At 42.4% G+C, this 15,524-nt stretch carries 20 protein-coding genes and 3 pseudogenes; 10 read left to right on the top strand and 13 right to left on the bottom strand.

Annotated features, from left to right (window positions below):
* Positions 1-8: 8 nt before the first annotated feature.
* Positions 9-1,124: an alanine dehydrogenase gene (gene ald / locus AC51G0_RS07450; RefSeq protein ID WP_496301421.1), complete on the top strand. Its 1,116-nt coding sequence runs from the start codon at positions 9-11 to the stop codon at positions 1,122-1,124.
* A gap of 357 nt (positions 1,125-1,481) precedes the next feature.
* Positions 1,482-2,459, top strand: coding sequence for a class I SAM-dependent methyltransferase (locus AC51G0_RS07455; protein ID WP_496301422.1), 978 nt, complete (start codon positions 1,482-1,484; stop codon positions 2,457-2,459).
* Positions 2,460-2,716: 257 nt separating this feature from the next.
* Here AC51G0_RS07455 and AC51G0_RS07460 read toward each other — a convergent pair whose 3' ends face one another.
* The 3 genes and pseudogenes from AC51G0_RS07460 to AC51G0_RS07470 form a co-directional block, all read right to left on the bottom strand.
* Positions 2,717-3,364, bottom strand: a complete 648-nt coding sequence (locus AC51G0_RS07460) for a murein L,D-transpeptidase catalytic domain family protein (protein ID WP_496301424.1) — start codon at positions 3,362-3,364, stop codon at positions 2,717-2,719.
* Between the two features lie 534 nt (positions 3,365-3,898).
* Positions 3,899-5,380, bottom strand: a pseudogene (locus AC51G0_RS07465) (chitinase C-terminal domain-containing protein); the annotation flags it as partial.
* Between the two features lie 108 nt (positions 5,381-5,488).
* A complete protein-coding gene (locus tag AC51G0_RS07470; protein ID WP_496301894.1) occupies positions 5,489-6,544 on the bottom strand; it encodes a phage integrase in 1,056 nt (351 codons plus the stop codon).
* Positions 6,545-6,748: 204 nt separating this feature from the next.
* On the opposite strand from AC51G0_RS07470, the gene AC51G0_RS07475 reads away from it, so the two are divergent.
* Positions 6,749-7,195, top strand: coding sequence for a DUF3319 domain-containing protein (locus AC51G0_RS07475; protein ID WP_496301425.1), 447 nt, complete (start codon positions 6,749-6,751; stop codon positions 7,193-7,195).
* 61 nt (positions 7,196-7,256) lie between these two features.
* On the opposite strand, the pseudogene AC51G0_RS07480 reads toward AC51G0_RS07475, so the two are convergent.
* From AC51G0_RS07480 to AC51G0_RS07520, 9 genes and pseudogenes are all read right to left on the bottom strand, one after another.
* A pseudogene (locus AC51G0_RS07480) lies at positions 7,257-7,436 on the bottom strand (site-specific integrase); the annotation flags it as partial.
* A 153-nt stretch (positions 7,437-7,589) separates the two neighbouring features.
* The gene (locus AC51G0_RS07485) at positions 7,590-8,099 is read right to left on the bottom strand and encodes a hypothetical protein (RefSeq protein WP_496301426.1); all 510 of its coding nucleotides are present in this window, start codon (positions 8,097-8,099) and stop codon (positions 7,590-7,592) included.
* A gap of 97 nt (positions 8,100-8,196) precedes the next feature.
* Positions 8,197-8,323, bottom strand: a pseudogene (locus AC51G0_RS07490) (site-specific integrase); the annotation flags it as partial.
* A gap of 38 nt (positions 8,324-8,361) precedes the next feature.
* Positions 8,362-8,766: an NUDIX hydrolase gene (locus AC51G0_RS07495; RefSeq protein WP_496301427.1), complete on the bottom strand. Its 405-nt coding sequence runs from the start codon at positions 8,764-8,766 to the stop codon at positions 8,362-8,364.
* A gap of 139 nt (positions 8,767-8,905) precedes the next feature.
* The gene (locus AC51G0_RS07500) at positions 8,906-9,664 is read right to left on the bottom strand and encodes a DUF2971 domain-containing protein (RefSeq protein ID WP_496301428.1); all 759 of its coding nucleotides are present in this window, start codon (positions 9,662-9,664) and stop codon (positions 8,906-8,908) included.
* Between the two features lie 51 nt (positions 9,665-9,715).
* On the bottom strand, positions 9,716-10,234 hold the full coding sequence (locus AC51G0_RS07505) for a GIY-YIG nuclease family protein (protein WP_496301429.1): 519 nt from the start codon (positions 10,232-10,234) through the stop codon (positions 9,716-9,718).
* Positions 10,235-10,277: 43 nt separating this feature from the next.
* A complete protein-coding gene (locus AC51G0_RS07510) occupies positions 10,278-10,754 on the bottom strand; it encodes a hypothetical protein (protein ID WP_496301430.1) in 477 nt (158 codons plus the stop codon).
* A gap of 131 nt (positions 10,755-10,885) precedes the next feature.
* Entirely contained in the window at positions 10,886-11,653 is a 768-nt protein-coding gene (locus AC51G0_RS07515) for a hypothetical protein (RefSeq protein ID WP_496301431.1), read from the bottom strand.
* Positions 11,654-11,732: 79 nt separating this feature from the next.
* Positions 11,733-12,362, bottom strand: coding sequence for a helix-turn-helix domain-containing protein (locus AC51G0_RS07520; RefSeq protein ID WP_496301432.1), 630 nt, complete (start codon positions 12,360-12,362; stop codon positions 11,733-11,735).
* Positions 12,363-12,454: 92 nt separating this feature from the next.
* On the opposite strand from AC51G0_RS07520, the gene AC51G0_RS07525 reads away from it, so the two are divergent.
* The 7 genes from AC51G0_RS07525 (at position 12,455) to AC51G0_RS07555 (ending at position 14,927) form a co-directional block, all read left to right on the top strand.
* Positions 12,455-12,667 (top strand): hypothetical protein, encoded by a 213-nt coding sequence (locus AC51G0_RS07525; RefSeq protein WP_496301433.1) that lies wholly within the window; start codon positions 12,455-12,457, stop codon positions 12,665-12,667.
* A 218-nt stretch (positions 12,668-12,885) separates the two neighbouring features.
* Positions 12,886-13,410 carry a phage regulatory CII family protein gene (locus tag AC51G0_RS07530; RefSeq protein ID WP_496301434.1) on the top strand — a complete coding sequence of 175 codons (525 nt, stop codon included), beginning with the start codon at positions 12,886-12,888 and terminating at the stop codon, positions 13,408-13,410.
* A gap of 12 nt (positions 13,411-13,422) precedes the next feature.
* Entirely contained in the window at positions 13,423-13,707 is a 285-nt protein-coding gene (gene repB, locus AC51G0_RS07535) for a phage replication protein B (RefSeq protein ID WP_496301435.1), read from the top strand.
* 32 nt (positions 13,708-13,739) lie between these two features.
* A complete protein-coding gene (locus tag AC51G0_RS07540; protein WP_496301436.1) occupies positions 13,740-14,084 on the top strand; it encodes a hypothetical protein in 345 nt (114 codons plus the stop codon).
* Positions 14,081-14,479 (top strand): hypothetical protein, encoded by a 399-nt coding sequence (locus AC51G0_RS07545; RefSeq protein WP_496301437.1) that lies wholly within the window; start codon positions 14,081-14,083, stop codon positions 14,477-14,479. The genes AC51G0_RS07540 and AC51G0_RS07545 overlap by 4 nt, the downstream gene beginning before the upstream one ends.
* 2 nt (positions 14,480-14,481) lie before the next feature.
* The gene (locus AC51G0_RS07550) at positions 14,482-14,712 is read left to right on the top strand and encodes a hypothetical protein (protein ID WP_496301438.1); all 231 of its coding nucleotides are present in this window, start codon (positions 14,482-14,484) and stop codon (positions 14,710-14,712) included.
* Positions 14,709-14,927 carry a hypothetical protein gene (locus AC51G0_RS07555; protein WP_496301439.1) on the top strand — a complete coding sequence of 73 codons (219 nt, stop codon included), beginning with the start codon at positions 14,709-14,711 and terminating at the stop codon, positions 14,925-14,927. The genes AC51G0_RS07550 and AC51G0_RS07555 overlap by 4 nt, the downstream gene beginning before the upstream one ends.
* A 29-nt stretch (positions 14,928-14,956) precedes the next feature.
* Here AC51G0_RS07555 and AC51G0_RS07560 read toward each other — a convergent pair whose 3' ends face one another.
* Entirely contained in the window at positions 14,957-15,427 is a 471-nt protein-coding gene (locus AC51G0_RS07560) for a hypothetical protein (protein ID WP_496301440.1), read from the bottom strand.
* Between the last annotated feature and the right edge of the window lie 97 nt (positions 15,428-15,524).

A 15,524-nucleotide genomic window follows, 5' to 3' on the forward strand; every position in this document is an offset into this window, starting at 1 on the left:
ATACAAAGATGATTATTGGTGTACCTAAGGAAATTAAAGTTCATGAGTACCGTGTGGGTATGGTTCCAGCTTCAGTAAGCGAAGCGGTAGCACATGGTCATACTGTGTATGTTGAAACACTAGCGGGTACAGGTATCGGCTTCAGTGATCAGGATTACATTGATGCGGGTGCTCAAATTCTGCCAACAGCAGAAGCTGTTTTTGCTGAATCAGAAATGATCGTTAAAGTTAAGGAGCCGCAGGCTGTTGAGCGTGCGATGCTTCGTGAAGGCCAAATCCTATTTACTTACCTTCACCTTGCCCCGGATCCAGAGCAGACTATGGATCTAGTGAACAGCAAAGCAGTATGTATCGCGTACGAAACAGTCACTGATGACAAAGGCCGCCTACCACTGCTGGCTCCTATGTCTGAAGTTGCAGGCCGTATGTCTATCCAGGCTGGTGCGTTTGCCCTTGAGAAATCAAAAGGCGGCCGCGGCATGCTACTTGCTGGTGTTCCAGGTGTTGAGCCTGCAAAAGTTGTTATCATCGGTGGTGGTGTTGTTGGTGCTAACGCAGCGCAAATGGCTGTTGGCCTACGTGCAAACGTTGTTGTTCTTGACCGTAACATTGACGTACTACGTAGCCTAGATGCGCAGTTTGGTGGCTCTGTACAGTGTGTGTACTCAACCAAAGATGCTATCGAAAAACACGTATTGGAAGCTGACCTTGTAATCGGTGGTGTATTGGTTGCTGGTGCTGCTGCACCGAAACTGGTTACTGCTGAAATGATTAAGAACATGAAGCCAGGCGCTGCGATTGTTGATGTTGCAATCGACCAGGGTGGTTGTGTTGAGACGTCTCACGCAACAACACACAGCGACCCAACTTACATTGTTGACGATGTTGTTCACTACTGTGTTGCGAACATGCCTGGTGCCGTTGCTCGTACCTCGACGTTCGCACTGAACAACGTGACCCTGCCTTACATCCTGAAGCTAGCAGATAAAGGCTATAAAGCTGCACTACAGGAAGACAAGCACCTACTAAACGGCCTGAACGTATACCGCGGCCAGATCACTTGTGACGAAGTTGCCGTTGCTCTGGATCTACCATACGTATCAGCTGAAGACGTACTTGCTTAATCGCATTACGCTTTAAAATGATTACTAAATCCCTGCTTAGGCAGGGATTTTTTTTGCCTCAATGTCTTTATACCAACCTAAATGAATATCTGGTCATTCCTCATGGTTAAAATCACCAATTACAGCGTTGGAAATTTTGTAATTAGAGCCACTAGTTACTGCAATTTCCGCCTTGTACTTGGCATTTTTTCCACATGAAAAACCGACCATCTACTTATCCAGGTTGGTATTAAATCAATGATTGAAAAGCTGAGCTAGTATCAAATAACGATGCTGATCATGTTGGTTATAGATCAAATATGCTTCGACTAGAGTCTCTCTGCTCTGGCTCTGAACATTGAGGGTTATGCCTATTGTATGAACGTAATAGCCTTAGTCGTTTTCATTGTTGTCCAAATTACCTTTATCCCCTTAGCCGTTTTAGGGCTGATGCTGGTATTTTACAAGCAGACTTATATCAGTAAAAAACTAGGCGTGGCCTCGACGGCAGTTGAAGTTATTAACGGTCGCTGGGTCATGCACCTCTTTGGGTTGAGAGACGATCCTGTATCTCTACAGCTTAATCGTGCTCTGCCTAATAACTCTTTGCTGGGGCTGTGGCTGGTGTTGTTTCCGAGTTACCTTCGCTACAAGATCAGCGGCAAAACGTATGGTTACCCAGCGATCCCGCAACGAGAAGAAGAAGGACTTTCACACCTAGTCACTGCTCGTACTCTCTATTTTGATCAACTTATTGAAAAGCATCAAGACAGTATTGAGCAGTTCGTCTGTATGGGCGCAGGCTTCGACACTCGCTGCTATGGCAAACTCAAAGGCCATAAGCTACGCTGCTTCGAATTGGATCAGCTAAAAATCCAGCAACTTAAGCTATCTAGCCTCAGGAAAGCAGGTATAGATGCCAGCCATGTTCATTTTGTAGCGGTGGATTTTTCAACAGAGCATTGGTATGAAAAGCTGAAGAATGCTGGATATGACTCGTCTAAGAAAACGTTGTTCCTGTGGGAAGGGGTTACCCTTTATCTCGACGAACAGTCGGTTAGGAATACGCTTCGAGAAATTCGGGATCATTCCGTTTCAGGTAGTGTTTTGGTCTGTGATATTTATGCCGATAGCTTTGTTAAAGGTAACTATGCGGCCGGAATGAAGAAGTCTCAGGCTATATTGAAGATCACTGGCGAACAGTTCGGTTTTGGTTTGGATTGTAATGGTAACGCCAATAGGGAGATAACTGACTTTATGGCAAGTGAAGGCCTCGCTGTGCAAGACATTTATTTGATGGGAGCGAAAACAAAAAAAGGAATTTTTATGGTAGTACTAGAAGCACTAATTGGTTAGTAAATATCGGTAATATTGCGTTTTATTATTGCTTAAGACAACAGAAGAACGATTCCTGAACGCAATGTGCCTGATTATACTGTTCTCTAATGTGTTGATAATATAAGAACTATAGGAATAAAGGTAAACTGTTATAACTCAATTAGTGAAGGTTATCTTCACATTAAGTCTAAATTCAGGTAGCAAGTATTATATTACTTGGAGAAGCAAATATATGACTGCTGTTAAAAATAACAGCCATATATTTACTACAGATATTAAGCATGGGCGTAAATAACGCTACCACCCTTAATTGTATCAATGATTTGGCGAGACAAACCTCTTGGCAGAGCAGGGCAACCCCAGCTACGACCCAGATATCCATTACGCTTGATAAAGGTTTCTGTTGCGTAGTCGGCACCGTGTACCACGATATAACGCCGGCGTGCGTTGTCGTTAACACCATGGGTCAGGCCATCGAGCTTTAACGAGTAACCATTACCACCATAGTATGTTGTGTCTGTGAGATAGGTACCTAAAGATGTCTGCCTGGAGTTAACTGTGTTTGAAAAGCGTTTGGCTTCTCTGCCACCGCTGTTAACGCCATGTGAGACATATGTGTTGTAAACCAGTATGTTCCTTTTTAAATCAATAACAAAAAAGCGTTTCTCAGTCGAAGGCTTGCTGTAATCAATAATGGTAAGTAACTGTTTTTTTCTCCCCTTAGTATTATAGTAAGCGTTATAGCCTTCCTTAAACACTTGATAATCAATAATTCCTTTTAAATTCGCCTTTTCATATACATGATTAATGACGACATCAGGATTGTTAACATTACTATATGAGTTGCTATGAGTATTACTTGCTGATACTTGTAGCGGCAAATAGCAAAAGACCAAGATGAACAGGTAAATCGCCTTTTTCATTGTTCTTATTAAACACTCTATTGTTTGATTTATGACTAAGATGGCGAGACTTTACCATAAAAGATTATAAAGTTTAGGCTTGAATACCATGTCTATTGATGAGTGGCATAGCAAAATAATCCGGTATAATTTAAGATAAATTTATCATTTCTATTAAAATACATTAAGTTAAATATGGATTTTATTATTATCTCCTTATCTATGTCATGTTTGTGTTAAATATCTTAAAGATGAGAAAGTTGATATTGAGGAAACTGTAATTGACTGTTTTACAATCACAAAAAAGTGAACGCAACTCATAAAGAATGAATTATCGTCATTAGAACTGTTTGTCTGTTTTTTGAGCACAATATCGCATTTTTTTCCTTGGTTTTTGAACCGTCAAATTTCCGTTAGTAATCAAGTTGCGTATGTGTGCTGGAATTTTGACGCTGCTTCTTGTGTGAAATGAATGGCTAACTGGCCAAAAAATAGGCGATTTTAGTTAAAAAGCGCGGGAAACTTCCCGCGCTAGGCTAGCAGATTAACAATTGCTTAAATTGTGCACACTTTTGTCCAGCTACCGTCGCCACCCGGTGTTGAGCTTGTCCACCAGTTTGCTTGGTAGACCACACCATTATGGATGATCTTGTCGCCTTGGTTGGCGTGGGTAGGGTTTCCTGCCCAATCAGTTTGTGGCCAGTTAGGGTAGGTATTTACGCCTGTGGTGACACAATCACCTCCTCCAGGAGTGCCACCGCCTGTTGATATGTCGCCGAGCGGCAGATTTGGTTGCTCGAACTTAAAGGCGTAATCTTTACCATTTACGTTAACGCTATAGTTCGCCGGGCCAGAAATTGGTAGGTAGTAAACCATGTCCAGTTCATAGGTTCCGCCTGCCGGAAGGTTTTTCCAGCTTGGTAGAGTGAAAGCGACTCGATGCATATCACCTTGAAGTCCGCCAATATTGTTGGCAGCGGTATGGCCAGAAGCAATGACTTTTAGTCCTCCTCCTGATTGATCCTTGGCGTTATCAGGAGCCGAAGTAGGAATATCAAACTGGAATTCAGTACCGCCCGGTAGTTCTTTGCCTGTGTTATTGGTAAAGGTGAGCTTAGGATTGATTGGGTAGTTCTTATCACCAACCTTAAAACCACCAATGGTTACGCTAATATCGAGGGATTCGGTTGGAATGGCTCCCGTGGCAATTTTGTTTCCATATGGCGCTGCTGACTTGAACTTATCGTAGATAGCTTTAGTCATCGTGTTACCCATGTGGTACTCACCATTGCCCGTTGCACATGCTTGTTCTGTTTCATCAACGGTTGTTCGGTTACCGGTTGCATCTAGAACGTAACAGCTATAGTCGCCGGCTAGTTCCCAGAACATGATACCGCCAATTTCTTTATCTTTAATGTAATCCGCTTTTATATTGATCGACGCCTTGTCTTCGGTTGAAAGGAATACGCTCTTTTCAGCGTTCCATAGCCAAGGTGCTACCGCTATATTGTCATAATGGCGAGTGTACGTACCGACCAGTTTATCTGCAGGGTCGTTCACTGGATCAAGTTTGTAAGCGTTCGCATAAGATCCCCAGATCCCTTTTTCTAGGTTCTTCGCGTGCCACATTGGGTTGGAACCTGCACCCATTTCGTTGCCTTTAGGGTCAGTATCGTGCCACATGTTGTCGATGCCTAGTGCGCCGTTACCACAGTTGTTCTTTTCTCCTTCACCAGTACCTGGAGCACAATCAGCTTGGTTGGGGAGTGCCGCACGTCCCCATAGGCCATTTTCGCCACCAGTCACACCTTGCCAGCCACGGGTGTAGTAGGGAACCCCGATATTGATCCGGCCCGCTGGCATCGAGCCACGGAAGTAGTGGTAGGCCCAGTCGGTGTTGAGGTAACCAATACCACCATATGCCGCGGTACCATAGACATTCCACATGGCGAGTTCGGAGTCTTTACCGGTGTCGTAAAGCGCAGCGTTATGACCAACATGATCGTTCCATGCCCCGTGCAAGTCATACGACATGATATACATAGCCTTTCGAACACCCCGTAAATACTGGCTTTCCGCACCTTTTCAATTGGTTATAAAAAGCCTTAAAACGAGTGTGAACGAGAAAAACCGCCTGAAAACGACTTATGCCGCCACTTTGTCGCCACTTTTTGGCGGCAGGGAGAGCTGGCAAAGAGGGTTTAGTTCGCGAACTTCAACCAGGTGATCGGGGCTTAGGTGGGCATAAACCATAGTCTGTTTTATGTCGGTATGGCCGAGTGCTTTTTGCAGTGCCAGGATGTTTCCGCCACCCATCATAAAGTGGCTGGCGAACGTGTGGCGAAGCACATGCGTAGATTGCCCCTTGGGTAAATCAGGGAAGGCTCGGGTAATCCACTTGTGAACCACGCTATAACTTACATTGAACAAACGCTCTGAAGTGGGTTGGTAGATTTCATCGTAGAGTTCTTTACTGATGGGTAGGGTACGGTTCCGTTTCCCTTTGGTGTTAGTGAAGGTGATTGAATACTTAGATAGCTGCGAACCACGCAGTTCGACAGCTTCCATAATCCGTGCACCAGTAGCCAGGCAAACCTTCATGACCTTTTCAAGCTGATCACTAACACGGCTATCTTTGATAACCTCGAACAAGTGGTACATTTCATCATGGGTTAAGTAAGTCAGCTCATTTTCAGAGAGCTTGATTTTCTTTACGCCCTGCATCGGGTTTGGATACTTCACTTCACCCATTCCAATTAGCGTATTGAAGACAGTAAGCAACCACTGCTGATCATAGTTATGAGAAGCAGGGGAGAGCTCAGTACCGCATAACTTGCCACTGCCTTTATTGGTGCGATTAGCACGATAGTGAACATAGTCGCGAGCAGTGAATCGGCAAGCAATCGGGTTACCCAGCTCTTCACAAATCAGCATCAACCGATACTTGGCATGGCTACCAGATTTTAAGTTCTTGCCGTGCAGCTTGTACCACAGCTCAATGATGTCACACAACCGACGGGTATCATCTTTTTCACCAAGCCAGGGCTTATCGTCCACTTCATTCATGGTGAAGCGTTCAAAAGCAAGCGCTTCGCCTTTGGTGGCGAAGCGCTTACGAATGCGTTTACCGGAACGGCCTTGCGGGTAGCATTCGCAGAGCCAGGGTTTTTTGCTGCTGTCTTTTAGGTTTCGTATTGCCATAATCACCAATAACTGTGTGTACATACAGTTCAATGATATGCGAAAAGTTTCATTTTGACATACGAAATAAACAAATGACGTGATCTTATTGAGTTATAAAAATGGTGGGCTTGGAGCACGGTTTCTTTTGACCGGTTTGAACTTGCTTCTAAATTTTGCTAGATTTTATAAAAATCCCGAATGAGTTCAGTTAAAGTATCACGCATGTCTATGATAAATGGATTTTTCAGAATATTTGGTATCAATAACAACCGGGCCATACCGAAGGAAACGGACTCGAATCACAGCCAACAAGCAACAATAAAAAGGGTGCATCACCGGGGCTATCTTATGGAAAGCTCAACTGAAGGTTTTGATAACTGGAAGGCTAAGATTAACGGTAAGGTTGTTATTGGTGAACAAGCTTTTATCAAAGAAAGCATTGATTGGTGGTGTGATAATAAAACGGAGTTATCACCTGAAAAAACCGTCAACAACGATACATCGAAACGTAAAATTGAAGTTTACCAAGGGTTCAAATTAATAAATGATACTGGTGAACACAATGCATGGTACATGTTACATAATGGCAAGTTATTAAAAGGGACTAAGAAGGGCATTGAATCCAGGATAGATGTTGCTCTTGAAAGGTTACGAAGAAAACAAAAGTAATTTGAATTTAATTTGCCATTGCCTTTAGTTGTGCAACTGGCACGATAGTGAATATAGTTTTGTACCGCAGCTCAATGATGTTAGATACCCGTCGGGTATCATCCTTTTCCCCAAGCCAGGGCTTATCATCCACTTCATTCATGGTGAAGCGCTTACGAATGCGTTTACCGGAACGGCCCTGTGGGTAGCATTCGCATAGCCAGGGTTTTTTGCTGCTGTCTTTTAGATTTCGTATTGCCATAGGTGCTCACGACTGTGTATGCATACAGTATTATGATAAGATAAAACTACACCTTTGGCATAACCAAGGAACGGATAATGCGAACAACACTTAAAGATTTCAATCGAGATATTGATATTCTGACCACCATCTCAATTATTACATTTGTCTGTATTATTCTTCTTTCGGTTTCTCATTTTGCATCTTATCCCCAGCGTTCCCATTTGGTTGAACGGGTGCAGATACTTGAGCAGAAGGTTTTGAGCCAGCAAGTAACGAAAGATAATCTTTCAAATCAGACCACGATGATGCAACAGAGATAGCTAAACTCAAGGCGGCAAGAGCCAAAGAAACCTTGGTATATATACCGGGCTTGCTCGCTTTCTGAATTGCTCGACGAGTAAGTTCTGATTGAACTGAAAACTGAGTGCCAGGATAAATAATTTCATCCTGGTTGGCACCCTTACCATCAAGAAAAGCGAGCAGTTCTTCGTCCGTCATGCTGCCCATATCTTGTTTGGACAGCTTTGCAGCTTTAACTAATTTTTGCTCAGTTTGTGCCACAGCCTCAGATCTAATTGGCTTGGGCATCACAAAACTTTCAAGAAGCTCAGGGTGAGCGTCTGCATCAGTGGGTGTCTTTTCTTCTTGAGTTCTTTTTACCTTAATGTCGAGTTTGTCCATGTGAGATTCAGCCATTAATATGCGCGAGGGTTAATATCTTAATGGCTTTTGATATTTTAATTCTATGGGTTGTGCTGGTTTTTGTCTTTTTTGCGATAAATGCAGCTACTTCGCCTTTGGTGGCGAAGCGCTTACGAATGCGTTTAGGAACGGCCCTACGGGTAGCATTCGCAGAGCCAGGGCTTTTTGCTGCTGTCTGTTAAATTCCATACCCAAAGTACCAAGTGTAACGCATCACCTTGATGGCCTTTAGTTAGGCATTTTATGCCGATATTAGTGATACTGATTTAAGCCAATTCATTGTAATGACCGTTGCCAATGAACAGATAGATTCATCGCTAGCATCTACAAATTTTAGCTCTTCAATTTCAGCGTCTGGGAGCAAGTCACCATTAAAACCTGAAAAATAACATGTTAGTTTTACTGATACACCGCTATCTTTACCATCAGCTTGTGCTGTAAATGTTTCTGCATATTGAATCGTATTTGGAAGCAGATCTACTGATAGCTCTTCTTTAACTTCTCGAATAAGTGCTTGCTCATCACTTTCACCTTCTTCGCGCTTACCGCCAGGAATATAAAATAAATCCTTTCCTTTGGAACGAACAACTAAAAGCTTCCCATCACGAATGTATAACCAAGCTAACTTATCAATTACTTTTTTCATTTATGACCTCAATGCCATGTTCATTTTAAATTTCTACGCCTGCAATAAGGTGCCCACGACCAACTTACAAAGCCGAAACGAACTCTATATCAAAACCGCCGAGTGTAACGCATCACCTTGATTGTCTTGTATGGGCATATTAAAGCGCACACCTCTCGACATAAAGACCATGTTTCATTTTTTCTTTTTTCAATTTATATGCACTTGGTAAGTCAATCATGTGATACACAGTTATTTCGGAGTTGATATATTGTCGAACGTAGTTATCTAGTTCAATTGGCGACTTACAACCTATTATAATTTCTTTGACTAATGATTTATCGAATTTCTTGATCCCATATCCATCAGTTACAACTCGAAATTCTTTCTCATACGCCCAAGAAGTAGACTTGTTAAAGAACACTGCCTTATAAAAGTCTTCAACTGCCTGTGAGTAATACTTAAACTCAGGTACGTCATTACTATATGCGACAGGTCCCTTTGCTTGATAATCCTCTATCGTGTTTAAGATCTCATCATCAAACCCTATGCAAAAACCTGTATGAGATTTTGCATAATGCGACCACATTAGATAGTTTTCAGGCTCTGTAGTAAAGCAGACAACTCCGGTAGCATTCAAAAGGTTTTGGCGTGTCTGATAGCCGATGTGCCATTTGTTATTTTCGTTCAGAGAGCTATACCAACGCTCAAATTCATGTATAGATTTTGAGGGGTTATCAACGAAGAAGCGTTCCTTAATGCTCCCTTTATCTGCTTCAAAGTTATATTTAACTTTGAACTCTGATGGGTCATTAAAAGTTCTAGGATTGCTTGCCATGATGCTCCCATCATTAACAAAATATTCTAGTATATTAATCGATTCTTCAGGACTATTTGTCCCAATATATTTATAAATCATTGTGAATATCTACCTATACCAACGCCTGTAATAAGTCATCTTGATGGCCTTTTAGGCTTGTCCAAAGTATTGCTCTATATCATTGATGTCATGTTCACTTAATGCAAACCATTCACCCCGAATACGCTTTGCTTTAAAAGTACGATGCAGGTTATCCTCATCAATCATTGAACCTACCCAAGAACCTACTAATTCAACTTCTGGCTCTTGAGATTGTAAGGTTGATTCACGATATTGTGGTTCTTTTGTAGTAAAACCTATCTTGTAATACCCATTACGCATATTGACCATTAGATATACATTGCCAACCTTAATTTCACTTGCGCGAGGTTCACTCTTAGATTTTTGCGCTTCGTCACACTCTTTCTTCCACTCATCTTTTTGACTCTGATTCAAAAGGTCTATCTCTTGGTCTGATAATTCGTCAAGATATTCGTCGCATGCCTTTTTAAGTTTTTCGACCTCAATTCTAGAAGGAAGAAGACGGCTAACTTCGTTTGTGATGGATATACCAGCTTCCGAAAAGACAATTAGGTAAATATCGTCTTTATATCTTCGTACAATTGACAATTTTCGATTCCTTCTATTTAAAGCCTAACGCCATAGTCGTTTGTTATAACCCGCCTCCCGGAACATTAGGATATGCTTTTATCCAAGGGTCATCGTTATCACTATCTTTGTACCATTCAATTGTCGCATTTAACATTTCAATACCAACCTCTATTGGCGCATCAGAATAGCTACTTTTTGAATCCTCTTCATAAGGATAACGAGCTTCAATAAATAGGTTGTCAAATCTTTCAATCCAAAATTCTTTGAAACCTAATTTTAGGAGAAGTGATTTATCAATCTTTTGGTATAGCTGAGTAAGCCTATGGAATCTTTTTTTTATCTCATACTGTTCAGATACAGTATTGATTCTTTGATTTTCGACAGGGTCAGCGATAAAACTTTTAAGCAATATCTCCAATGCAATAGCGGCATTCACAACGGAGACTCCCTGTAAATGGGGTTCACCCCATAGCAATTTTGCGGCTCTCAAATAACTGTGAGCTGTAGATACCATATAAGCGGATTGATTACTGCTCATTAATTCACCTTAGAGTTATAAAACGTCGCGATAACGGGCGCTCACCAAACCGCCCAAAAACAATTTAATTGCTTGTATTAAACCACTTTTAATAGCAGCTGCAGTTACAAAGCGTCCCGTTTATTACCTTGTTAAGCATCTGGGACACGAACCAAAAATTTGCTGAATTCGGCTTCCATTTTCGTGTTATTTGTTTCGATAGCATTGCGATACTCTGATTCATTAAAAGGCATATCAAGTTCACTACGAATGCAAGTGATGGCCTTTATTTCCAACTCAGACAAACTTATTGATGCTTCCATGCACTTAACAAATAACCCTTTCATTTCTCTATTTAGCTCAGCATATTTTGAGTCTCTATCTTGAATGATTTGATTAACCTGAGAAGAATGGTAATCAAAATTATCTTGTAATGTTTGCCACAACCTCGGGTCACTTTCTCCCCTTAGATTGTATGCAGTCATTTCATTGAGCATCTGATTCTGCTTCTGGAAGTTACCATCTAATTGAGAAGTTAGAATTTGAATATCCGTTCTAAGGTTATCTAAAGGTAGCTTTTCAGGAATTAGGGTAAGAAGCGCCTGACCAATAGCGGCAGAGAGATCTGTGACCGCTTGTACAGTTGAATTATCTGCAACAATAGTTAGCTTTGCTGTAGCCACTCCTTTAGCTGATGAGCTCTCCATTTCTTGCAGTGAGATATTAGGAAGTTTCATTAGCATTAGCTTAGAAGCTGCCAGTTGCTCTGCGGCCGCCATGTATATTTCAGATTTTATAGCATGTTCTCTATCTTCTTTTTTTGATTTTGACTGGTAACGATTAGTTAGCCACATCCCAACAATCGTAATAAATGATCCGATTGTTGCTCCTAGAACTACATCTGAGATTAAATTTTGCACTAAGTTCTCCATGATGCTTAACATTTATATATAATATGCGCACCGAATGCGTATATCTCCCTCAAAATGGAAGGCTGCATCACGCCTTAGCCATAGTCATAACTATCCTGCCAAGCACCTTGATATCACCCTCTGCAACCTCAATCGATGAATCACCAAAACTCATAGCTAGCTTCTTACCAGGAAGTCTTTGCAAATCGTTTAATGAGAGTAGGTCATCAATTGTTACTAAATACTTTCCACTGATGATAGTTGTTTCATCTTTATCAACTACATAGGTGCAGTTAGGTTCTTCGATCGCAATTAGGTTATGTGAGGCAGATTCCTCAACAACTGATTTATCCAAAGTCAGTTGGTTTTGCTCTACTAGCTGTCCACTTTTGATAAGAAATCTATCAACTAGAAGGGCGTTTGGATTGGTACTGCTAGTAACAACTTGGGAAGGGAAGGCTTCACCTTCATCTAGCAACAACCATCTTAGTGATACACCTGTAGTCAAGTGCGCTCTGATTGCAATCTCATACGGAGTTGTTTCTCTAGTATGCCAAGTAGAAACTGTTCCTCTTGGTATAGAGAAAACTTCAGCCAGATCTTGATATTCATTCACATGCAGCACGTCACACAATTTTGATGTGACGGACTTCCCACCCTTGTACTCAAATGCAGCAATTTTTGGTGTTGCTGCATTTTCATCTTGACTATGCATCATATGTAGATCTACCATTTCAAATGTAGCGTGGGGCTACAGAAGTTGACCGATTGAAACCGAATAAAACGAATTTGACAGATGAGGATACCATTATGTTGCCATATCAAATAGCGATAACCGTCCCATTCGTAACCATTCAGCAGTATTCCGCCCTTACTGGCATGCCGCTAGGCACCATTAAAGACAAGATTTCGAAGGGCCAAATCATTATTAAGAAAAAAGAAAAGACCCGTGAACTGCCACTTGTGAATATGATCGCCATGCAGCAAATCGCTATGCGAGAAGCAGAAATGCAGGTGGCGTAATGCAAGTACGCAAATGCAACCTTTCAAACCCTGTGCCAGCTGCGCGTATCAACGGCCACCTTGGTGGATTCATTGAAGTGCAGCCTGGCTTATACATCCAACCGGGTAAAAAGAAAGCAGAGCAGGAATGTCGCCAAATGGCTAAAACTTTGTGCTCATGCTTACTTTGCGTACTCATTTTGTTCATTTGAATAATTACATGATAGGGAAGTTATTCAATGTATGTACTAGACCAGCCCAAACAAGACGCCTTTGACGCAGCGTGTGTGCGATTTGCAGATTCAGAGAACCTTGAGCAGATTGCAAATGAAACTGCAATGCGTCCTCAAATGCTGCGCAACAAGCTGAACCCAAATCAGCCGCACCAACTGACCGTTCGTGAACTGGTAAGCATCACCAAGAACAGCGGCAACGAAGGCTTAGTCAATAGCGTGTTGTTTGCGTTGGATATGACTGCAGTGAAACTTCCAACCCAAAGCGGCGAAAGCAAATCACCCGTAATGGCTGCAATGTCCATCAATACCTGTGCTGGCGACATAAGCCGCAGCATTTGTGAAGTGGAATCAGAGCAGCGCCTTACCCGCCGCAAGAAAGATGAAATCGTCGGCAAAGCCCAGAACGCAGTACGTGAACTGGTCTTGCTGATGAGCGATGTAGAAAACCGTTGTCAGGGAGCGACACCGTTTGTGTCTATGTGCGCCGATGCTGTGATGAACGGTTTACCCATTCCAGGATTAGCATAGGAGAACACCATCATGGCACAGGCACAACTTCAACCTTCCGCCCCGGCAGCTGCCGAATCAATAGCCAACATACACGCGCTATTTAATAGCGATTCCCGTGGCGGGTTGGTTTACGACCATTTACCAGAAAACATCAAGGCAACGCTATGTTATGGCGCTCGCCTTACCAAGAACCACGTAACCATGAAGCTGGCCGACATGGATGAATTCGACCGCGCCAAACTTCATCGAGCAATCAACCAACTGGCAACAGCACTAAAACCGCTGATGACTTGCCCGTTATCTGAATTCCACTAAGCACTTTTTCGCACGAAGGTTGGGAGAGAACCATGAGTAACGAGAAGAAAACCGCATTGGAAATGCTAGAAGAAATTAGAACAAACCGTAATTGCCAAGATGTGGTTCTTGGCATCATGCAGCTAGCGCTGATGAACAAAGATGTGATTGAAATTAATGTGCGCTATCAATGTAATGTGGATGAGTTTGGCGTTCGTGTTCACCCAGCTGGTACAGAACATAATGAAGAAACATCACCTATCTATAAATACAGTGTTTATTTGGATATAAATAGTTTTGAAGATAATACCCCACCTCTTACTAATCTATTAAAAATCGAAGACAAACTGCTTGAGCTGATCGCCGAAGCCAAAGACAACGCGGAGGTGGCAGCATGACCATTCACACAATTATGGTCACGCAAAGTGACTTATTCGAAGCCCTAAAAGGGATGATGAACTTCAACCAGGACGATGTTGAACACTTCATCTCAATGTTCGATTACATCGAAGACAACTCAGGCGAATGGTTTGCGCTAAGCAAAAGCCTTTCACTAGTTCAGCATTGCGAAGTGATTTCACCAGAGAAAACCCAGCTAGGCTGGTTCGCGTTCTGGATGTGTGTATTCAACAGCAGCGACAACGGCAGCCCATTAGAGTCAGATTCTCTTGGCGCAATCCGTAGCCTGTATTTCCTCTGCCGCCATCAAAGTGATCTTGTTGTTGATGCAATTGAAACATGGTGGGAGCAAACAGAACCCCTTCACCGCTGCAAATCACTTCAGGAGCAATAGCCATGATGAACTATCTAGCGGTTTGCCTGAATTCTGGCGGTGGTGTTGTTCGTAATTCTGAAACTCAGGAAGTAATGAACATGCAGGTGGGGGAGTTTGAATCCCGCGATCAGGCAATCGAAAACGCCTGCGTTCAGCTGGATTGCGCCCATGTAAAAAATGGGGTGTTGGTGAAGGGCCAGCACACTGGCGGTTATATGATTTGTGATGCACAGGAGTTTGCTGAGTTATGAGTAACCAAACATTCCAAACCGCCCATGGCGTTGTAACCGTAAAACCACGCCACTTCAACTGGCTGATGAATGCTTTCGTTATTGAGTTAAAGCTAACACCGCCAAACCTTTGGGGGTGGGGTGTGACAGCAACACTGCCAGAAGAAATGGAAAATAAGGTGACGCAAGAGTTTGCTAATGCTTGGGCAGGTGAGGCAATTGGCAAGTTGGTGTGAAGAATCAACGCCCCAAGAGGGGCGCGATATTAGCGATTATTCGTTCGAGATAGGTTTTCACCCGCAAGAAAAGACATAACGAGTTCAAGCCGAGTTAGCGTGATAGTGGAAACATCACAGCCAAGCTCGATACCGGCTCTTACATGAGCAGCAGTATCAAAGATTTGTAATACAGCGGTATCTTTGCCCTGAATCGTTTTGTACTTAGTAAGTAGTTCATCATCACAAGTTGGTTCCTCCGTTTGAAGGTCAACATACTGCTTGTGCTGGTATTCAGAATGAACTGCTTTTACTGCAGGTTGAATGGTATGTGTGATAGCGGCAACGAAAGCAATGAACAGCCCAATTTCAATATTAAATTGAGTACCAGAAACAACGGCTGAACCTAAGAATATCTGAAGGATAGACATTGTTTTATCTAATCGATGATAGAAGCAGGCATTCATTTGCTCCATTCGGTTGGAATAACGAATTTTAAATTGGGTGTCATGCCTAGACATATTTAGTCCTTATTTTTTTGTGGTTGAGGTATCGGGGTTTGACGTTTAGGTACATGGAATTTTTCAGAATCATTGTTTGAACGTTGGTCAGTGTAGC

It is taken from the genome of Photobacterium sp. HL06 (assembly GCF_059552575.1).